This window comes from Acidimicrobiia bacterium (genome assembly GCA_041394025.1).
Classification (GTDB): Bacteria; Actinomycetota; Acidimicrobiia; order IMCC26256; family JAOSJL01; genus JAOSJL01.
This window is the reverse complement of the sequence record JAWKJA010000002.1, coordinates 1444387-1464804: the sequence shown is the minus strand read 5'-3', so window position 1 is coordinate 1464804 and position 20418 is coordinate 1444387. Positions and strand designations below refer to the sequence as shown.

18 protein-coding genes are annotated in these 20418 nt (G+C 70.2%); 10 read left to right on the top strand and 8 right to left on the bottom strand.

Features of this window, described 5'->3' with window-relative positions:
- Positions 1-38: 38 nt before the first annotated feature.
- Positions 39-752 (top strand): hypothetical protein, encoded by a 714-nt coding sequence (locus R3A49_06735; protein MEZ5170426.1) that lies wholly within the window; start codon positions 39-41, stop codon positions 750-752.
- Positions 753-832: 80 nt separating this feature from the next.
- Positions 833-3106, top strand: coding sequence for an aconitate hydratase (locus tag R3A49_06730; protein MEZ5170425.1), 2274 nt, complete (start codon positions 833-835; stop codon positions 3104-3106).
- A gap of 8 nt (positions 3107-3114) precedes the next feature.
- Here the strand turns inward: R3A49_06730 and R3A49_06725 are convergent, their stop codons facing one another.
- Positions 3115-4536 carry a radical SAM protein gene (locus tag R3A49_06725; protein MEZ5170424.1) on the bottom strand — a complete coding sequence of 474 codons (1422 nt, stop codon included), beginning with the start codon at positions 4534-4536 and terminating at the stop codon, positions 3115-3117.
- A 54-nt stretch (positions 4537-4590) separates the two neighbouring features.
- The gene (locus tag R3A49_06720) at positions 4591-5874 is read right to left on the bottom strand and encodes an ATP-grasp domain-containing protein (GenBank protein MEZ5170423.1); all 1284 of its coding nucleotides are present in this window, start codon (positions 5872-5874) and stop codon (positions 4591-4593) included.
- Positions 5875-5962: 88 nt separating this feature from the next.
- On the opposite strand from R3A49_06720, the gene R3A49_06715 reads away from it, so the two are divergent.
- Positions 5963-6601: a NifU family protein gene (locus R3A49_06715; protein ID MEZ5170422.1), complete on the top strand. Its 639-nt coding sequence runs from the start codon at positions 5963-5965 to the stop codon at positions 6599-6601.
- A gap of 62 nt (positions 6602-6663) precedes the next feature.
- Here the strand turns inward: R3A49_06715 and R3A49_06710 are convergent, their stop codons facing one another.
- The 4 genes from R3A49_06710 to R3A49_06695 all read right to left on the bottom strand — a co-directional run bounded on the left by R3A49_06710 (position 6664) and on the right by R3A49_06695 (position 11730).
- Positions 6664-7380 carry a DUF169 domain-containing protein gene (locus tag R3A49_06710; GenBank protein MEZ5170421.1) on the bottom strand — a complete coding sequence of 239 codons (717 nt, stop codon included), beginning with the start codon at positions 7378-7380 and terminating at the stop codon, positions 6664-6666.
- A 70-nt stretch (positions 7381-7450) separates the two neighbouring features.
- Entirely contained in the window at positions 7451-9727 is a 2277-nt protein-coding gene (locus tag R3A49_06705) for a hypothetical protein (protein ID MEZ5170420.1), read from the bottom strand.
- 50 nt (positions 9728-9777) lie between these two features.
- Positions 9778-10971, bottom strand: a complete 1194-nt coding sequence (locus R3A49_06700; protein ID MEZ5170419.1) for a cysteine desulfurase family protein — start codon at positions 10969-10971, stop codon at positions 9778-9780.
- A gap of 3 nt (positions 10972-10974) precedes the next feature.
- On the bottom strand, positions 10975-11730 hold the full coding sequence (locus tag R3A49_06695; protein ID MEZ5170418.1) for a helix-turn-helix domain-containing protein: 756 nt from the start codon (positions 11728-11730) through the stop codon (positions 10975-10977).
- A gap of 64 nt (positions 11731-11794) precedes the next feature.
- Here R3A49_06695 and R3A49_06690 point away from each other — a divergent pair, with 64 nt between their 5' ends.
- The 6 genes from R3A49_06690 (at position 11795) to R3A49_06665 (ending at position 18161) form a co-directional block, all read left to right on the top strand.
- Positions 11795-12916: an Mrp/NBP35 family ATP-binding protein gene (locus tag R3A49_06690; GenBank protein ID MEZ5170417.1), complete on the top strand. Its 1122-nt coding sequence runs from the start codon at positions 11795-11797 to the stop codon at positions 12914-12916.
- 105 nt (positions 12917-13021) lie between these two features.
- Positions 13022-13252, top strand: coding sequence for a DUF3107 domain-containing protein (locus R3A49_06685; GenBank protein MEZ5170416.1), 231 nt, complete (start codon positions 13022-13024; stop codon positions 13250-13252).
- A gap of 4 nt (positions 13253-13256) precedes the next feature.
- Positions 13257-14219, top strand: a complete 963-nt coding sequence (locus tag R3A49_06680) for an ArsA family ATPase (GenBank protein ID MEZ5170415.1) — start codon at positions 13257-13259, stop codon at positions 14217-14219.
- Positions 14216-15493 (top strand): ArsA-related P-loop ATPase, encoded by a 1278-nt coding sequence (locus R3A49_06675; GenBank protein ID MEZ5170414.1) that lies wholly within the window; start codon positions 14216-14218, stop codon positions 15491-15493. The genes R3A49_06680 and R3A49_06675 overlap by 4 nt, the downstream gene beginning before the upstream one ends.
- Complete coding sequence (gene thiI / locus R3A49_06670; protein ID MEZ5170413.1) at positions 15490-16692, top strand: tRNA uracil 4-sulfurtransferase ThiI; 1203 nt, start codon at positions 15490-15492, stop codon at positions 16690-16692. Before R3A49_06675 ends, thiI begins: the two co-directional genes overlap by 4 nt.
- Entirely contained in the window at positions 16689-18161 is a 1473-nt protein-coding gene (locus R3A49_06665; GenBank protein ID MEZ5170412.1) for a sensor histidine kinase, read from the top strand. The genes thiI and R3A49_06665 overlap by 4 nt, the downstream gene beginning before the upstream one ends.
- Positions 18162-18186: 25 nt before the next feature.
- On the opposite strand, the gene R3A49_06660 is transcribed toward R3A49_06665, so the two are convergent.
- Entirely contained in the window at positions 18187-18510 is a 324-nt protein-coding gene (locus R3A49_06660; protein ID MEZ5170411.1) for a WhiB family transcriptional regulator, read from the bottom strand.
- Between the two features lie 255 nt (positions 18511-18765).
- Here R3A49_06660 and R3A49_06655 point away from each other — a divergent pair, with 255 nt between their 5' ends.
- A complete protein-coding gene (locus R3A49_06655) occupies positions 18766-19506 on the top strand; it encodes a glycerophosphodiester phosphodiesterase (protein ID MEZ5170410.1) in 741 nt (246 codons plus the stop codon).
- Here R3A49_06655 and R3A49_06650 read toward each other — a convergent pair.
- On the bottom strand, positions 19483-20394 hold the full coding sequence (locus R3A49_06650) for a diacylglycerol kinase family protein (GenBank protein ID MEZ5170409.1): 912 nt from the start codon (positions 20392-20394) through the stop codon (positions 19483-19485). The two genes, R3A49_06655 and R3A49_06650, sit on opposite strands and share 24 nt — an antisense overlap.
- Positions 20395-20418 lie beyond the last annotated feature (24 nt).

Below are 20418 nucleotides of genomic sequence, written 5' to 3'. Positions count from 1 at the left end.
TCGACGGGGCCACCGGCCCCGGGAGGAGGCGGCTGCCCGTGGCGGCCCTGGTCATCATCGTGGGCCTCGTCGTGCTGATCTGGCTGCTGGCACGCGCCGGGATCTTCCGGGCCTTCGGACGGAGCGCTCCGCGCCAGACCGTCGACACCGACCGTCGGTCGATCGGGGACCTGCCCGACCTCCCCGCAGCGGGGGACTTCCGACCCGTGTTCCGCTACGAGTTCCTCGCCCCGCTCCGTGCCCTCGACGACGTGGCCGACGGTGACGATGTGAGCGGTCTCGACGCGCTCGTCGGATGTGCCCGGGGGACGTTCAACGGCCGCAGCGTCTGGGTCTACGGCCGCGCGACACCGAGTGGCACCGTCGTGTGCTCCGTCTCGGAGCTCAACGCCGACGTGCCCCGGCTCGAGATCACCCCGACGGGTGCGCCGACCGACGGACCGGCCCTTCCGCTGGAGCGGGGCACGGCCTTCACGTGCGGGGCGAGCGACGACTTCACGAACGCGTTCGCCGTCATGACGACCGACGACACCTTCGCCGCCGAGCTCCTCGACGAGCCGATGCGTCGGTTCCTGCTAGCCCAGGTCGAGCCGTGGTCGTTCGGTTTCGGGGGCAACTACGTGGTGGTCCGGGCCCGCGGTCTCGACACGGTCGGTGTCGAGCGGTTCCTCGACGTGGTCACGCGCATGCGCGACACGGTTCCTTCCGGTGTCCGCCGGATGTACCCGGCCTCGTCGCCCGACGCCTCCTGAGCCACCACCCGACGCATACTCTGGGGCCTCGTTTCACGTCAGGCTCCCGCGCCGCGGGTGCATCGAGATCCCGGAGCCCCATGTCGAAGGTCACTCCCGGCACCCCCGTCGAGCTCGTCGAGTCGGTCTACACGCGGTATCCCGGCGCCGTGGCCACGGCGCGCGAGCGCCTGGGCCGGCCGCTCACCTACGCCGAGAAGGTCCTGTTCGCCCACGCCGACGACGTCGACACAGTCGGACTGTCCCGCGGGGTCGACTACGCCGACTATCGCCCCGACCGTGTGGCCATGCAGGACGCCACCGCGCAGATGGCGCTCCTGCAGTTCATGCTGGCCGGCCTCCCCGCCGTGGCGGTCCCGACGACCGTCCACTGCGACCACCTCATCCGGGCCCACACGGGCGCCGAGAGCGACCTGAAGGTGGCGGTCGACACCAATCAGGAGGTCTACGAGTTCCTGCGCACGGCGTCGTCGCGCTACGGGATCGGCTTCTGGCGGCCCGGGAGCGGGATCATCCACCAGGTCGTGCTGGAGAACTACGCCTTTCCGGGCGGAATGATGATCGGCACCGACAGCCACACTCCGAACGCGGGTGGTCTGGGCATGGTCGCGATCGGCGTCGGCGGCGCCGACGCCGTCGACGTGATGGCGGGCCGGCCGTTCAACACCCGTGTCCCCGAGCTCATCGGCGTTCGCCTCACCGGTGCGCTGTCCGCGTGGGCCTCCCCGAAGGACGTGATTCTCCAGGTGGCGGGGATCCTCACCGTGAAGGGCGGCACGGGCGCCGTCGTCGAGTACTTCGGCCCCGGCGTCGAGTCGATCTCCGCCACGGGCAAGGCCACGATCACGAACATGGGCGCCGAGATCGGCGCCACGACGTCGATCTTCCCCTACGACCGGAGATCGGCGAAGTACCTGGCGGCGACCGGCCGCAGCGAGCTCGCCATGCTCGCCGACTCCCACGCCGAGTTCCTCTGCGCCGATCCCGACGTCGACGACGACCCCGGGCGGTACTTCGACCGGGTCATCGAGATCGACCTCGACCTCCTGGAGCCCCACCTCGTCGGCCCGCACACGCCCGATCTCGACCGACCGATCTCCGAGGTCAAGGAGGCGGCGGAGACCGAGGGCTACCCGATCCGGATCTCCTCGGCGCTGGTCGGCTCGTGCACCAACTCGTCGTACGAGGACATCGGCCGTGCCGCCCACGTGGCCCGCCAGGCCTCGGCCGCCGGTCTCACGGTCCAGAGCCCGCTGCTCATCACGCCCGGGTCGGAGCAGGTGCGCGCCACCATCGAGCGCGACGGCCTCCTCGCCGATCTCGAGGCGATCGGCGCCACGGTGCTCGCCAACGCCTGCGGGCCGTGCATCGGCCAGTGGAAACGTGACGACATCGAGGAGGGCGAGCGCAACACCATCGTGTCGAGCTTCAACCGCAACTTCCCGCGCCGCAACGACGGCAACGCGCAGACCCTGTCGTTCATCGGCTCGCCGGAGACCGTCGTGGCGTTGGCGCTCGGAGGACGGCTCGACTTCGACTTCCTGCGCGACACCCTCACCGCACCCGACGGCACGGATGTGCGGCTGGAAGCACCGTCGGCCGACGAGCTCCCCTCCGCCGGCTTCGACACGGGCGAGTCGGGGTTCGTCGCGCCGGCCGACGACCCGTCGTCGGTGGCGGTCGTCGTTCCCGACGACTCGGACCGACTGGAGCTGCTGCAGCCCTTCGCCGCGTGGGACGGCGGGGACATCCGGGGCATGCGGGTCCTGATGAAGTCGGAGGGCAAGACGACGACCGACCACATCTCCCCGGCCGGCCCGTGGCTGCGCTTCCGCGGCCACCTCACCAACATCTCGGGGAACCTCTTCACGGGGGTCAACAACGCCTTCGCCGAGAAACCGGGTCACGGTATCGACGTGCGCAGCGGCGAAGAGGTCCCACTGCCCGACCTCGCCCGGTCCTACAAGGAGGCCGGCATCGAGTGGGTGGCGGTCGGCGACGAGAACTACGGCGAGGGGTCGTCGCGCGAGCACGCGGCGATGGAGCCCCGCTACATGAACGGGCGCGTGGTGATCGCCCGGTCGTTCGCACGGATCCACGAGGCGAATCTCAAGAAGCAGGGCGTGCTGGCGCTCACGTTCGCCGACCCCGCCGACTACGACAAGGTCCGCGTCGACGACACCGTCGACATCCTCGGCCTCGAGACCCTGGCGCCCGACGCACCGCTGCGCGTCCGTCTCAACCATTCCGACGGCAGCACCGACGAGTTCGACACGACGACGACGCTGTCCCCGGAGCACGTCGAGTGGTTCAAGGCAGGTTCCGCTCTCAACGCGATGGCGTCGCGGGGATAGCCGGGGGCTCAGGGCACCTCGAGCACGCTCAACTGCGCGTCGGTCGGCTCCGAACAGCAGTACCACGACTCCGTGAGCCGCGGCCTCGTCGGCGGGACGGCTGCCGCATCGACGGCCGGCCGCGGATCGGGGCGCCCGGCTACGGCGAACACGGCGTCACGGACGCGCTGGTAGCCGGCCGTTGCTCCCGGTGTGGCGCCGGTAGCCTCGGCGGCGCCCGACTCCACGATGTTCGCGAGTTCCGCCTGGAGGTCGTCGAGGGCGGGATCGTCGGGCCGCCACCTCCACGCGTGCGCCGCCTCGTCGAACGCCCCGACGCGTTTCCGGACCTCGGGGAGATCGAGCAGGAGCGATCCGGGCGGGAGGAGCAGCCGGATCGTGTACTGCACGGGATCCACGTTGGGGACGAGATCGTGGTCGGCGACGAAGTCGAGCAGGTCGACGAGGTGCTCGATCTGAGTCCACGGCAGGAAGGGGAGGAAAGACGGCCGGATCTCGATGCCGTGGGCCCGGAGCAGCCCGACGGCCTCGGCCGCCTGCGCCGCCGTGTGACCCTTGTCGAGGAGGGCGAGTGTGCGGTCGTCCACCGACTCGAAGGCCGAGACCACGAACCGGCACCCCGCCGCCACCATCTCGTCCCACACGTCGGCGTGGCGCAGGATGTGCTCCACCTTGACGGTGCAGTCGAACGTCAGCGGTCCGCCCGCAGCGCCCTCGAAGTGCCGTCTCATCTCGCGCACGATCTCCAGCGAGTGCCGCGGCCGGTTGAGGAAGTCGGCGTCGCCGAAGGTCACGTGTCGGGCACCAGCGGCGACCTGCTCTTCGATGTCGGCCAGCACCGTGTCGGTGGCGACGGCGCGTGTGCGGCCGTCGTAGACCACCGGCACAGGGCAGTGCCGGCACCGGTGGGCGCACCCGTGGCTGGCCTCGACCGCCGCGACCGTTCGCTCCCCGTCATGGTCGACGAAGCGCACGTACCGGTCGAGGCCGGGCAGGCCGGTCCGGTCGGGCACCGGCGTGCCCGTCGGTCCGGCACGACCGATGTCGACGACGGCCCCCCGTGCCTTCTGGCCTGCCGGGTCGTCGGCCCACTCACGGAGTGCGTCCCCGTACTCACCGGCGATCAGGTGGACCGACCCGTCGCGTGCCGGTGTGGCAGCGACGGCGTAGAGACCGAACCAGCACACCGGTAGCCCGGGGCGCACCGCCCGTGCACGGCCGGTGGCCTCGGAGGCGAGACGGCGCGCCGTGTGCATCGGCACCGAGCACGCCAGGGCGTCGGCCCAGGCGACGTCGCCGTCGTCCCACGCCTCGACGGCGAGATCGCGCACCCGGGCATCGTGACCCGCTGCCCGCAGCACGGCCGCGGCCGCGGCCGCGTGCACGGGCTGGTGACCGAGCTCGTAGGTGGACAGGACCAGGACGCGCATCGCGGCCAGCGTACGACCCCCGTCGGCGTCGGGCGGTGCCGGCCACCCGTCGTGTCAGGTGATGTCGATGGTGAGCTTCCCGTGGGCGGTGCGCAGCGTGGACTCGACCTCGTCGGGGCTCGCTCCGCGGGCGAACACGAATCCGAGGTAGCGGCCGCCCTCCGGGAGCGGTTCGACGGTGCTGCCTCTCGGGATCGTGGTCTCGAGGCCCACGACACCCGGCACGGCACGGGCCTCTTCGACGCCGCGGACATCACGCAGGGTTCCGGCGCGGGGGATCGGCAGCATCATCACGCCGGAGGCCGCCCCCTCGGGGACGAGGACGGGCTGCCTGTCCTGGAGGGCGTGCCGGAGGATCACCTCCTCGAGGCTGACACCCACCCCGAAGCGCAGCGCACGTGCACACAGCCCGCCGATCGACCGCGCGGCGACCTCGAGGAGACGCACACCCCGGTCGCTGATCCGCGCCTCGGCGTGCACGGGCCCGTCGGTGAGTCCTAGGGCGCCGACCCCGGCACCGACCACCCGTTCCAGGTCGCGGAGGTCCTCCTCGGAGTGGCGACTGGGGGTCACGTAGATCGTCTCCTCGAAGTAGGGCCCGTCGAGCGGGTCGGGCTTGTCGAAGACGGCGAGAACGCGAACCTGCCCCGATCGGACCACGGCCTCCACGGCCACCTCGGGTCCGGGCACGAACTCCTCGAGCAGCAATGGGCTCGGCTCCGGAGGGTCCGTTGCTTCACCCCCCTCCGCGCCCGTGACCACCTGTGCGACCCGCTGTGCGACCGCGGGGAGATCGGCTTCCCGGTCGACACGGATCACGCCCTGGCTCCCGGAGAGTCCGAGGGGCTTGATCACCGCGGGGAACGAGACCAGCTCGTCCGAGCCGAGGTGCTCACCGGCGCACAGCCGGCGCACATCCTCGGGCTCGAGGACCGAGTACGCGGGCTGTGGCACCTCGGCAGCGCCGAAAGCGCGACGTTGCTCACGTTTGTCACGAGTGCGGCGTACCGCTTCGACGTGATTGCCGGGGAGCCCCAACCGCTCGGATGCCGCCGCTGCCGCGACGACGCCCCTGTCGTCGACCCCGACGATCGCGTCGAACGGCGTGAGGGTGTTGGCCTCGACGATGGCGTCCACCGCCGCACGCACCCCCTTCTCGTCGGGATCGCCGAGCGGGAGGACCAGGGTGTTCGCCCCGGTGACGTCCTCCAGGACCTGGCGCCCGTCGGACCCGACGACCACCTCGACACCCAGGGAACCGGCCGCCTCCAGGAAGTCGCGGGCTCTGTAGGTGGTTGTGGGCAGGAGGAGAAGCACCCGGGGCACAGGTCGTATCATGGCTGTCGACGCCGTTGTCGGGCTGATCCGATGAGTCCGGATCCATTTTTCGGATCGGATCGGCCGGCTCCCCCCCCGTGAGGACACCATGGCCAGTGACGAGAAACCCGAGACCACGCCGCTGCTGACGCTCACCGACGAGGCCCGCGAGAAGGTCCTCGAGGCACGCGCCGACGAACCCGAGGCCGACAACCTCGCGCTCTGGGTCGAGGTCAGCGGGATCGCCGGTGCCACCTACCGGTACGAGATGTACTTCCGTGCGCTCTCCGAGGCCGGCGAGGCCGAGACGGTCCTGCACAACGACGACCTGAGTGTCGTGATCGGGGCGGGTAGTGCCGACAAGCTCCGCGGCGCCACGCTCGACTACACCAACAACGGCATGGTCATGAACAACCCGAACAGCCCGGCCCCGCCGTCGGCCGGCTACGACGGCCCGCCACCCGACCTGTCGGGTGAGCTCCCCCAGAGGGTGATCGAGGTCCTCGACACGCAGATCAACCCCGCCATCGCCTCACACGGCGGTGTTGCGGAGCTCGTCGCCGTCGACGAAGGCATCGCCTACCTCCGCCTGGGCGGTGGGTGCCAGGGCTGTGGCATGGCCTCCGTGACGCTCTCGCAGGGCATCGAGGTGGCGCTCACCGAGGCCATCCCCGAGATCATCGGTGTGCGCGACGTCACCGACCACGCCTCGGGCGAGAACCCCTTCTACGAGTCCGCGAAGAAGTGAGGCGAGGGTAAGCGTCGCAGGTATCCTGCGGCGCCCGAGACGAACAAACGGGAACCTGTCCCTCAGGCTTCGAAACGCGCGGCGTCCTGGGCGGCGTAGCGCGCCACCGTCGTGTCGGTGTCGGCCATGGAGGTGACCTGTTGCACCACCGTGGCCAGCATCGGCCCCGGAATGGTGCAGGTCATCTCGGCGGCGGGCATTCCCGTGCGGACCCGACTGAGTGCGCAGCCCACGCTGGCGGCGGGCTCACCCTGCTCCTTGGCGATGGCCACGATGTGGCACTGGGGCTTGCCCTCGATGCGCAGGCCGGGAATGGCATCGGAGAGGATCATGAGCTGCTTGCCGTTCACCCGCAGCATGACCACGTCGGGGTCCACGGGTGTCTCGGCGAGTGGTCCGTAGGTGACGGTGCCCGGCTTCTCCTGCACGACCGGGATCTCCGGTACGACATCCATCGTGACCCAGCCCGACTCCACGAGGGTGGCCACGTCACCGTTGCCGGCGACCTCGTCGAGCGTCTTGAAGCCGTGCGTGAGGCTCCCCACCGAGCAGTTGCCGTGGTCCTCGGCGACCGTGGAGAAGGTGCGCTCCGTACCCTTCATCCAGAACACACAGCCGGCGGGAACCCGGCCGGTGCGACCGTCGAGGGCTTCGGGCATCGGCTCCTCGAAGGGCTCCACACCGTCGGGTGGCGTGTCGGAGAAGGTGATGGCGATCGGCGGTGCCGACAGCTTCAACGCCTCCGTCAGCTCGGTTGTGAGTGCGTTCCAGTCAGCCATGTGTGTGTTCCTCGCTGTGGTGGTCGGTGGTCGTGGTTCCCGGGGAATTCTCGGCACGCGTGCAGGGACTCTAGGTGTCGGGGCCCGCGAATGACGGGGCCGGCTCGTCCTGACCGATGCGCTCGTCCTCACCGATGCGTACGAGGAGGAAGACCAGGACCGGGTTGGCGACGGCCATCGTCATCCCCGGTACGGCCAGGCCCGAGTCGTTGAGGGCGAAGCCCAGGACCGCTGCGACCAGCAGTCCCCACGCGGCGGCTCGGAGCTCGGGGATCCGCTCGACGATCCGGTCGAGTCGGTCGCGGGCTCGCATCACGAGAGCGCCGAAGAAGACGCCCACCGCGAGGATCTCGAGACGCCAGAGGGAGTTCGTGAGGGTTCGGAGGTTCTGGTCGAGCTTGCGACGCACGACCAGTTCGAAGCTCTCCCAGCCGTCGGACGAGACGGTTTCGAACAACCGGCCCAGGTGGGTGCGATCGGCCGCAGGTCTCAGGAGATCCAGGCCGCCGATGAGAGCCACGGCGCCCGCGGTGGCCACGACGGCAATCACGACCGTCCGCAGACGCACGCGGACCTTCCACAGGAGCGCCGCAGTCAGCGCGAACGCGGGCACCCCGGTGAGGATTCCCCCCACATCGGAGCCCCAGGGGGGCGCGACGTCGACCAGGAGAACCGCGCCGAGCAGCACCGTGGCGGCGACCGCGCCGCGCGGAGACGGAAGGCAATGGGCCAGGAGCGCCGCCACGATGATCGCCGCCGCGAAGAACGCCGCCGCCGTCACGTTGTTCACGCCCGTGAACCGTCCCGCCACGATCGGGGAGTCACCGAACACCGTGCTCAGCTGCAACTGCGAATCGAGGACGACGACCGACAGCGCGACCACCGCGAGTATCGAACCGAGAGTCACGAGCAGTGGGCCAACGACACGGGCGCGTGTCGCGTGGGCAGCTGTCGCGATGGCGGCGGCGACCACCGCGAGGAAGCCCAGGTAGGCCGCCGTTCCCCAGTTGGCGAACGGAAAGAACGCGGCCAGGTAGGTGGCCGGAACCACACCAAGGACAGCGAGCGCGCTGAAGCGCACCACGGATGTCCATCGGGGATGCCGGGGACGTCGCCAGATGAGGATGCCGGCTGCGACGGCGAGGACGATCTGGAGGGCGATGAACACACTCAGGACGGGATCGAGTATGTCGTCCCGGAACTGTGCGTCGGCGTCGGCACCGATGAGATCGTCGACGCGCTGGGTGGTCGTTCCGCCGGTGTTGCCGACGTCGACGGGCCGTCCCTCCATCGTGCTCGGTGGTTCGATGTCGAAGAGCTCCAGGATCGTCGGTGCAACGTCGGAGATCGTCACGAAACCGTCGCGCCGCGTGACGGCGCTGCTCAGAAGCCCGGGCTCGACGCCCGGCGCGCGTAGTGCGAAGACGGTGAGGCGTGGTGTCGACGCCGGCACACCGGGCGCGACGAGGAGCACGGCGTCGGTCGCGGGGTCGACCTCGGCGAGCAGAGACCCGACCATGTCGTCGGTCGACTCCAGCACCCGCTGCATCATCGACCCTTTCTGCGCATCGTCGAGGACGATCCGATAGCCGTCGGCACGAGCCAGGTCGGACGCCTCGACCACGATCGTGCTCGCGTTTCCGGTCCACACGTCGGAGAACGCACCCACGACTTCGTCGGGGTCGAGTTGAACTCCGTAGGGTGCGTCGGGCGACTGCTCGAGGATCCCGCGGTCGACCCGCCCCCCTGCGACGAGGCCGTCGGTGTCGACCAGGGCCAGGGCGGCCTCGCGATGTGCGATCCAGAATCCGGCGTTCGAGAAAGGACGGTCGGCGTTGGCGACGACCGCCCTGTCGATGCCGTGTTCGGCGAGCTCCGAGCCGAGCAGTCCCGGGTCGGCGCCGAAGAGGGCTGCGTCGTTCGCCCTGAGAATCTCCGGGAACGCCACCTGGCCGACAGCTGCGTCGAGAGGCCGACCTGTTCGGCGTTCGAAGGCGTCGCCGGCTGTTCCTTCCCCGAAGGGCTCCTCGGGTCCGTAGGCCTGGCCGGCGATCTCGGGCGGCGCCACGGCGCGGCCCCCCGCTCCCATGGTGGCGTAGCCCTCACCCTGTTCCGCCCGTCCGCCCGTGACACGCGTCGACAGGTTCGCGATGGCGGAGTCGTCGATCAGCCCGTCGAGGTTCGGCGTGTCGGCGTTCCGGAGATCCTCCCAGGTGAGGTGAGGGAGCGAGACGACCAGAACGCGGTCGACCTGTGCGGACGACCCTTCCACTCCGAGACCACCGGCGGGAGTGAGAACGAGCGCCACAACGGCGATCAGGGCCGCGACGGCACTGCGCTGGATCATCGTGTGGACACGCTAGCGGGGACCTCGATCCGGCCTGGAGCCAGGTCGAGCTAGGGGGCGGCGGCGTCGGATCGCCGGGAGGGCGGGCGCAGTGACCGCAAACCGTCGACCACAATCGGAAACGCCTCGAGAAACAGTGCGACGTCGGCGTCTGAGGTGTTCCAGCCGACGCTGACACGCAGTGAGTGGTCGGCGTCGACGCCCATTGCCGCGAGGACCGGCGACGGCTCCAGGATCTCGCTCGAGCACGACGACCCCGAGTGCGCGGCGACACCGCGCTGGTCGAGCCCCAACAGGATCGGTTCCGCCTCCACGCCCTCGACACCGAAGCAGACGAGGGTGCCCAGCCGGTTGCCGGAGTCGCCGAACACGGTCACGCCCTCGACGGCAGACGAGGTTTCGCGCTCGATGGCGCTCGTCTGCTCCCGTGCGGTGTCGAGCTCTGAAGCGAGCCGACCCGGACCGGAGAGCTCTGTTGCGAGTGCCCCGAATCCGGTGGCGGCGACGACGTTCTCCAGGCCTGCCCGCCGGTCGCGTTCCTGCGCCCCGCCCACGATCATCGGGGCGATGCGCAGCCCGCGTCGCACCAGGAGCGCTCCGGTGCCCGCCGGCCCGCCGCTCTTGTGTGCCGTCACCGAGCACAGGTCGACACCCGAGCCGATGAAGCCCTTCCAGGAGCCGACGAGGTCGATGACACCGGCGCAGGCGTCGAGGTGCAGCAGCGCCGCGCCCGGCATGTCGGGGAGCCCGGCCGCCACCGCCTCCCAGGGCTGGCGGGTCCCGACCTCGTGGTTGGCGCTCTGGATGCTCACGAGCGCGGTGTCGGCCCGCACGGCGTCGAGAACAGTGGCCGGGTCGTAGCGCCCGAGACCGTCGACGCCGATGATGCTGACGTCGGCGCCCGCACGCTCCACGGCCTCGCCCACACTCGAGTGCTCCACCGCCGTCACGACGGCGTGTGGAGGTGCGCCGCCGGCGCTCGCCCGGGCGCGTTCGACTGCGCCGGTCACAGCCGTGTTGACCGCTTCGGTTCCACCCGAGGTGAAGACGACCTCGCGTGGCCGAGCGCCGAGCAGCTCGGCGACGGACGCGCGCGCTTCCTCCAGAGCCACGCGGTGCCGGCGCCCTTCGGCGTGCAGGCGGCCCGGATCGCCGGCCACGACATCGAGGGCGGCGACCATGGCGTCGCGGACCACGGGCCGAAGCGGCGACGTGGACGCGTGGTCGAGATAGGCGCGTCGCACGCGTCAGGCGCGGGTGAGAACGCGCGCCACGCAGTGGTCATCGCCGTCGGGGCGGCTCTCCTCGTGGCTCGTGACCGTGTCGCCGTAGAGACCGGCGAGCATCCCGCGGATGATGCCGCGGTCGACGGCGCACACGACGTGGGGGTAGGCCGTGGCCGTGCCCCCGAACGGGCAGTGCTCTGCGACGATGCGAAACGAGCGACCCTCATGTTCGGCGTGGGCGGCGAAGCCGTGGGCCGTGAGGGCGTCGGCGACGGTGCTGAGCGCTGTCTGCACCGACCGGTGGCGCTCCGCCGGATCGATGCGGTCGGCCATGGCGCGACCGTAGTCGTAGCCCACCCGGTCGGCCATCTCCGCGGCCTGCGAGGGGTCGAGGAGCTCGAGAGCCTGGGAAAGGAGTGTGGCGAGGAGATCGTCGCGACGGGGCGGGAAGCTGAGCAGGTGGTCGTGGCCTGTGACGCGGTAGCGCTTCGACGGTCGTCCGGCGGTGGTCTGCCTGTCGAGGTCGACGTCGACGTAGCCGCCGCCTGCCAGCTTCTCGAGATGGTGGCGGGCGACGTTGGCGTGCACGTCGAAGCGATCGGCCACCTCGCCGGCGGTGACGCCGTCCGGGAGGTCGCGCAGCCAGAGGTAGATCTTGCGGCGTGTCGGATCACCGAAGGCCGACGTCACCGCCGTGACCGCGGCGGTGAACTCGTCGGAGCCGAGGTCGGTCTCGAAGCGCGGGGTCGGCCCTGCTTCGGGGGTGCGGGGGGTCACGCCGGTATTCTACCTACCGACGTAGTGGAAATTCCTGCGTCCCGTCGAGTCACCGAGGAGGGCCGTGTCCGCGACGAGCCAGGTTGGCGTGGCCGAGGTCCGGGAGCGCCTCGCCGCGGTCGACGACCCGGCGACCGGACGCGGCCTGGGCGAGCTCGGACTGCTCGGTGACGTGTCCGTGTCGGGCGGCACCGCACGCGTGGAGGTGATGGTCCCGTCGGACGACTACCCCCTGCGCGACCGTCTCGAGAACGCCGTACGCGACGCACTGGGCGCCATCTCCGGCCTCGACGGGGTCGAGGTCTCCGTGGGCGTCCTCGACGAGGCGGGTGCCCGTGCCCTGGCCGAGCTCCTGCGGAGCACCGGGCCGGCGGCGGGGGAGAGCGGCGTCAACCCGTTCACGAGCGCGTCGACGCGTGTGATCGCGGTGTCGTCGGGAAAGGGTGGAGTCGGCAAGTCGTCGGTCACCGCCAATCTCTCGGTGGCTCTCGCCCGGCAGGGTCACGACGTCGCTGTCGTCGACGCCGACGTGTGGGGCTTCTCGATGCCGCGCATGTTGGGCATCGACCGCCCGCCGGCGTTGGTCGACGACCTCATCGTTCCGCCGTCGGCACACGGCGTCCGCCTCATCTCGATGGGCTTCTTCGCCCGGGAGGACCAGCCGATCATCTGGCGCGGGCCGATGCTGCACAAGGCGTTGGAGCAGTTCCTGACCGACGTCTACTGGGGCGAGCCCGACTTCCTCGTCGTCGACATGCCGCCGGGCACCGGTGACATCTCGATGTCGATGGCCGAGTTCCTCCCGCGTGCGGAGGTGGTGGTGGTGACGACCCCCCAGCCGGCCGCCCAGCGTGTCGCGCAGCGCGCCGCCTACATGGCCCGCAAGGTGAACCTGTCGGTGGTCGGGGTCGTCGAGAACATGTCGTGGTTCCGCGGCGACGACGGGACCTCCTACGAGCTGTTCGGGGCCGGTGGCGGAAAGGAGCTGGCCGACGACCTCGATGTTCCCCTCCTCGGGCAGGTGCCGTTGGTTCCCGAGCTGCGCTCCGGCGCCGACGAGGGCCTCCCGATCGTCGTCGCGCACCCCGACGACGAGGCGAGCGCCGCGTTCGACGCCATCGCACGGCGGCTCGCCACCGAGATCCGGCCGTCCAAGGTGTACAAGAGCGAGCTTCGGATCTCCTGAGTCGCGAGTGCGCGGCCCTCTCGCGGTTCCCGGCTGCGGCCGAACGAGACCGCCACGGGTACGATGCGCCGGAGACGATCGAACGGGAACGAGGGCCGCACGGACATGGAAGTCAGGGTCGGAGTCATCCACAGCCACAAGGAGCTCAGCATCGAGGTCGACGATGCGGCCGACGACATCTCGGCGAAGGTCGACGCGGCCATGGCCAACGACGACTCCGTTCTCTGGCTCGACGATCGCAACGGTGAGCGCGTCGGGATCGCGGTCGACAAGATCGCCTACGTCGAGCTCATGGGCACCGACGGGAAGAGCCAGGTCGGTTTCGGGGGCGGCTAGCGCCGTGCGCGCGGCCGACCTGCTCGACCGCCGACTCGTCTTCGTCACGGGGAAGGGTGGCGTCGGCAAGAGTACCGTGGCGGCGTCGCTGGCGCTCCTGGCCGCCAACGACGGTCGACGTGTCCTCCTCGTCGAGGTCGACGCCAAGGGCAACCTCACCGACCTCTTCGAGCAACCACCGGTCGGATTCGAGCCGCGGTCGATCGTGCCGGGTGTGCATGCGATGCGCATGGACACCGAGGCATCGCTGCGTGAGTACCTCAAGCTGAATCTGAAGATCCCCGTCCTCGGGCGCCTCGGCCCGGTGGCCCGCGTGTTCGACTTCGTCGCGACAGCCGCACCCGGCGTCCGAGAGATCCTCACGGTCGGGAAGATCTGCTGGGAGGTGCGCGAGTCGATGGAGGGGCGTGGCGACTGGGATCTCGTCGTGGTCGACGCGTCGGCGTCGGGGCACGTGATCGCACAGCTCGCGGCGCCCGACACGATTCAGGGGCTGGTCAAGGTCGGGCCCGTCCGGCAGCAGACCGAATGGATGAATGACATCCTCACCGACGGCGACATCACCGCGCTCGTGGTCGTGGCGACGCCCGAGGAGATGCCCGTCAGCGAGACGATCGAGCTCGTGAACCGCGTGCGCGCGGAGCTGAGGGTGTCGCTCGGGCCGGTCATCGTGAACAGGGTGCTCCCGGAGCTCTTCACGCACGCCGACGAGGCGACCTTCGAGGCCCTCCGCGACGACGGGCCTCTCCGTGTGCTGGAGAGCCGGGCCGGCGCCGGCACAGAGGTCGTTCTCGACGCGGCCCGCCTGGCCGTCTCGCTGCGACGGACCAGGGCCGAGCATCTGCATCGTCTGCGGGACGAGGTCGACCTCCCCATGGTCTACGTGCCGTACCTGTTCGTTCGCGAGCACGGGTTGCGTGTGACGCGCATGATCAGCGACGCGCTCGACGAGGAGATGGGGCTGTGACCCGCGCGGCAACCGACCTTCCGACAGGGCGCCGCGACCTGGAGCAGCTGCTGGCCGCCAAGGAGATCATCGTCTTCTGTGGCAGCGGTGGGGTCGGCAAGACATCCGTGGCCGCGGCCGCCGCACTCGGCGCAGCCGCGCGACTGGGTGGGAAGGTCCTCGTGCTCACCGTCGACCCGGCGCGCCGGCTGGCCACGGCGCTGGGGCTCGAGGGGATCGGCAACGTGGCGCGACGAGTCCCACCGGAGGTGTGCGAGGCCGCCGGCGTGGAGATGCGTGGTGAGCTGTGGGCGGCGATGCTCGACACGAAGGAGTCGTGGGACGCGCTCGTGCTCCGGCACGCGCCGAACCGTGAGACGGCGTACCAGATCCTCGAGAACACCCTGTACCGGAACATCACCGCACGATTCGTTCAGAGCCACGACTACATCGCCATGGAGCGACTCTACGAGGTGCATGCGAGCGGCGACTACGACCTCATCGTCCTCGACACCCCTCCGACCCGCAACGCCATCGACTTCCTCGAGGCTCCCAGGAGGATGGCCGACTTCTTCGGCGGTCGCCTCCTGCGGTGGTTGACCGCGCCCTACCGCGTGGGCGGCAAGCGCGGCGCCCGCGTGCTCAACTTCGCGTCCCGGCCCTTCTACCAGGTCGCCGACCGCGTGCTCGGCAGCGAGTTCCTCCAGGAGATCGGCGAGTTCTTCTGGCTCTTCCAGTCGATGTACGACGGGTTCGTCGAGCGAGCCGCCGCTGTCGAGGACCTGCTGCACGACCGGAGGACCACGTTCGGTGTGGTCACGACACTCGAGGCGGCGCCGCTTCGTGAGGGGGAGGTCTTCATCGAGGAACTGCGTCGACGCGACTTCGACCTCCAGGCGCTGGTCCTCAACAAGACGCTCCCCGGCACCCTCCTCGACCCGACCGGAGCCGACTCGGCGCGCGTCCTCATCGACGAGGCCACCGAGCTGGCGGACGCACTCGCCGCTGGAGCGGCCGGGTCGTCGTCAGCGCCCGAGGGGCCACTCGACAGTCCGAACCGGACGGCGCGCGTTCTCCGAACGGTGGGGGAGTCGTTTCGCAACTTCGGTGTCGTCGCCAAACGGGAGGCCGAGCTGCGCGCGGAGCTGTCCCGGGTCCCCGATGTGCTGTGCAACGTCCCAACCCTCGAGGTCGACATCCACGACGTCGGAGGGCTCGCCGAGATCGGGATGCATCTCTTCGGGCCCGGGCCCGAAGTGCCGGGTCCCACCCCACCGGTGGGGCGCCCGCGATGACACCCGACCGGCTCCTCGTCCACTTCCACGAGATAGCCCTCAAGGGACGCAACCGAGGTGTGTTCCTCAAGGCCCTGCGCCGGAACCTCACGACGGCGCTCGGCGACCAGGCGGGGGAGGTCCGCTCCCTGGGTGACCGGCTGGAGGTACGCGATCCCGGCGACGGCGCACTCGAACGCACGCTCCGGGTCTTCGGAGTCGCCAATGCGGCACCGGTCCGCGCCGTGGAGGCGACGCCCACGGTCGTTCTCGACACGGCCCTGGAGGTCGCCGAGGCGACCGACGCCGACGAGCCCTTCGAGACCTTCGCGGTTCGGGCCCGCCGGGCCCGCACACGGTTCCCTCTCGACAGCGGGACCGTCAACGTCGAGGTCGGCGAGGCCATCCGCACCGGTCTCGACAAGGCGGTCGACCTGTCGAGCCCCGACGTCACGATCAGGATCGAGATCGTGGGTGACACCGCCTACGTGTCGGCCCGGAAGTTCACCGGCGCGGGCGGGCTTCCGGTCGGTACCGCCGGGCGGACGGTGGCGCTGCTCTCGGCGGGGATCGATTCCCCGGTCGCGGTCTGGCGGATGCTCAAGCGCGGGTCGGACGTCGTGGCGGTGCACTGCCACGGCCAGCCGTTCACCGACCCCTCGTCGGAGCGCAACGTCTCCCGGATCCTCGACCAGCTCGGTCGCTGGGGATTCCGCGGGACCTGGTGGTCGGTACCGATCGGGGAGGAGCAGCGCGCCATCACGCTCGGCGCGCCGGCGCGCGTTCGGGTCCTCCTGTACCGACGGCTCATGCTGCGTGTCGCCGAAGCCTTGGCGGAACGGGAGGATGCGCTCGGGATCGTGACGGGTGAGAGCCTGGCGCAGGTGGCCTCACAGACACTCGAGAACCTTGGAGCGGTCGGTGCCGTCGCGACCCTGCCGGTGCTGCGGCCACTGATCGGCCACGACAAGGCCGAGATCATCGACGAGGCGCGGCGCATCGGGACCTACGACCTGTCGGTACTGCCCCACCAGGACTGCTGCACGTTGTTCGAGCCGCGGGAGGCCGCCACGCGTACGACCGCCGATGCCCTGGCACGAGCGGAGGCCGATCTCGACGTCGACGGAGCGCTCCGGCGGTCACTGGAGCGCGCACGCCGTGTCGGCCCTGATGGAGACGTGGTGGGGCCCGACAGGCCGACGGGTACCGTTTCACCGTGATCACGGTTCTCGACCTCGCCCGAACGTACACATCGCTGCAGCGCGACGATCTCGAGCACCTCGAGAGCCTCGTCTTCTCGTGGCAACCGCTCGCAGACCTGTGTTTCGCCGACCTGATGCTGTTCGCCCCGTTGAAGGAGCACAGCGCGCGCTTCGTCGCTCTCTCGCAGGTTCGCCCGGTCACCGGCCAGACGCTCTACCCGCACGAGACCAGCGGTGCCATCGTCGACGAGGAGGAGCGCCCCCTCGTGGCCGAGGCCTTTCACAGCGGCGAATCGGTCGAGGGCGACGGCCAGGTCGTCGGGACCGACGAGCCGGCACGCCTCCTGTGCATCCCGGTGCGCCACGACGACAGGGTCATCGGGGTCCTCACCCGCTACCAGTCGACCGTGGCCCGGCGTCGGCGCGGCGAGCTCGAGCGGAACTACCTCAAGGCGTTCGGTCACTTCGCCGAGATGGTTCAGGCGGGGTCGTTCCCCTTCCCCCTCGGGGAGCTGAACGTCGAGGAGGAGCCCCGCGTCGGCGACGGTGTCATCATCGTGGAGGACGACCTCACGATCCGGTTCGCCAGCCCGAACGCTGTCAGCTCCATGCATCGTATGGGCTTTCTCGGCTACAGCCGTGGTGCGCCCCTCACCGAGCTGGGCTTCGACGTCGGCGCGGTCGAGATGGCGATGAGCGCCCGGACCCCCGTGCTCGAGGAGGTCGAGGAGGGTGACTCCAACACGATGATGCGTGTCGTGCCCTTTCTCGAGGGCGACACGGCCGTCGGAGCGATCCTCCTGATCCGCGATGTCACCGACCTCCGACGACGCGACCGCATGCTCCTGTCGAAGGACGCCACCATCCGCGAGATCCACCACAGGGTCAAGAACAACCTCCAGACGATCGCAGCGCTTCTCAGACTCCAGAGCCGGCGGCTGCGGACACCTGAGGCGCAGCAGGCCGTGGCCGAGTCGGAGCGGCGGATCCGGTCGATCGCGCTCGTGCACGAGACCCTCGCGAAGGAGTCGAGCGAGGTCGTGCCCTTCGACGACATCGTTCGCCCCCTCGCGCGTGTCGTCGAGGAGGGTGTGAGCTCCCCGGAGACCCCGATCTCGTTCACCGTGAAGGGCTCGGTCGGCGATCTGCCCGGCTCGGTGGCCACGCCGCTGGCGGTCGTACTCAACGAGTTGATGCAGAACGCTCTCGACCACGCCTTCGACTACGAGCGTCCCGGGGCCGGTGGAACGGTGACGATCCTGCTCGAACGCGACGGCGACGACCTGAGCATCGACGTCGTCGACGACGGCCGTGGGCTGCCCGGCGACTTCGAGCTCGAGAACTCGAAGGGGCTCGGCCTCTCGATCGTCCAGGCTCTCGTCACCAGTGAGCTCGGGGGAACGATCGAGCTCGTGTCGGACGGCGGAACACATGTCCGCGTGAGGCTGTCGGTCCCGCACACTCCCGACGCGCTCGTCGCCGGATAGAACGACGGAGCCTCCGCGGTCGACGTCAGCCGCGAACGGTGTCGAGGGAGGCACCGACCGCGGTGTCGCCGGTGTGTTCGGGCGCCCGGGCGGCAGAGCGGCGTGCCCGGCGCATCCGCCGGCGCTCCTCCTCGGTGGCGCCGCCCCACACACCCGCTTCCTGGTTCGTGCTCAACGCGAACTCGAGGCACTCGGGTCGGGCCAGACACTTCGTGCACACAGCCTTGGCCGCCTCGATCTGGTTGACAGCCTCACCGGTCGTTCCGACGGGAAAGAACAGCTCCGGGCTCGTCTCCCTGCACAGGGAGCGCTCACGCCAGTCGTCGGCGTCCCAGTCGTGGTCGCGGATCCAGGTGAGTGCCACGCGTCCTCCGGTTGTCGGCGGTCCTGCCCGCGTCGTTGAACCCGTCGTCGTCGAACCGTCGATGACGCGCCGTGTACACGGTGTCGGGTGCGGGGGCTCCGGTGGTCCCGGTCGTGGGAGCCGGTCTCCTCCCGCCCGTCCGCACCACGCTACCGGGGTGACGCGGGTGTCACAAGGGGTCTGACCAGCGGTTTCGCGTGGCGACCCCGGACCCGTCAATGACGAGGCATCATCGCGCGGATGCGCGCGCCGGAGCCGCTCCCGCTCGTTCTCGCCCACCGCGGTGACCACACGCGGTCGCGCGAGAACACCACGGCGGCCTTCGGAGCCGCCCACCTCGCCGGTGCCGACGGCGTGGAGCTGGACGTGCGCCGAAGTGCCGACGGGATCCTGCTCGTCCACCACGACGCCACCGCCGACGGTGTCGGCGTTCTCGGTCATGCCACCTTCGGACAGGTCCGCGACGTGCTGCCATGGCTCCCCACCCTCGACGAGGCTCTCGATGCCTGTGCCCGGATGCACCTCGTGAACGTCGAGATCAAGAACATCCCCACCGACCCCGACTTCGACGAGTCCGAGGGGATCGTCGATGCCGTCGTGGACCTGGCGGCGCGCCGCCGATCCGATCCGGGGCCCCGGATGGTCATCTCGTCGTTCATGGTCCCGTCCCTCGAGCGCGTGAAGGGGCTCGATGCGACGATCGAGACGGCCTGGCTGACATTCCCCGATCTCGAGCCACGCGCGGCGCTACGTGCCGCTGCCGAGCGCGGCATCGGTGGTGTGCACCCGGCCCGTCAGGCGCTCGAGCGTTCCGACGTGCCCGGGGTCGTCGACCACGCCCGCGACCTCGGTCTCGCCCTCCGTCCCTGGACGGTCAACGACGCGGGCGACCTACGCCGGTTCCTCGCGGCCGGTGTCGACGCCGTGATCACCGACCGACCGGCCGACGCCGTGGCGCTACGGAACGAGGAGCCGCAGTGAGTCGGGCTCGTAGGCCACGGTGAGCCGCTCGGCATCGCCCAGGTGGTCGCCGTCGACCTGGTAGGGGAAGGGACGCGAGCCCACCACAGAGAACGACTCCAGGTCCGAACGGTGCACGAGACCGGACGCCTTCTTCACGAAGCGGCCGGTGGTGAGCGCCGAGGCCGCTCCGCGCAGCAACAGGTACGCCGAGAGCGACTGGAAGGCCGTGACGGCCAACGGACGCTCGAGGGACGCCTCGGGCGCGATCCGGATCGGCCGGCGACCCAGGTAGGTGTAGGGCGTGGTGTTCGAGATGATCACGAAGAAGCAACCGCCGACCGACTCGCCGGGGAGCTCGAGGCGCATAGCCGGGTTCGAACGGTCGTAGTGGCGGGCCCAGGTGTCGAACGCGGCGACGACGAACAGAGGGTGCGCCAGATAGCGCTTGAGCCACCCTCGCCTCTCGACCTGCGCGATCACCGCTGCGTCGAAACCGAGCCCGGCGTGGAACAGGAAGCGCCGACCTGACACGGCGCCGACACCCACCCTCCGGAAGGCGCGGCGCTCGAGAGCGTCGAGGAGCTGGCCTGTCGCCTCGACGGGGTCCGCGGGGATCCCCAGTGTCCGGGCGAACACGTTCGTGGACCCTCCGGGGAGTGCGGCCAGTGCGGTGTCGGTGCCGACCACCCCGTCGGCTGCCTCGTTGAGCGTGCCGTCGCCGGCGAGGACGACGACGACGTCGTAGCTGTCGACGGAGGCGCCCCGTGCGAGGCGGGTGGCGTGGCCGCGCCGCGATGTCTCCACCACGCGGAGGTCGTGGTCGGCGTCGAGAGCCTTGCTGATGACGACACGGGTCCGTGCTGTCACCGAGGAGGCGGTTGTGTTCACCAGGAGCAGGACGCGCATCGCCCGGAGGCTAGTGGTGGTGCC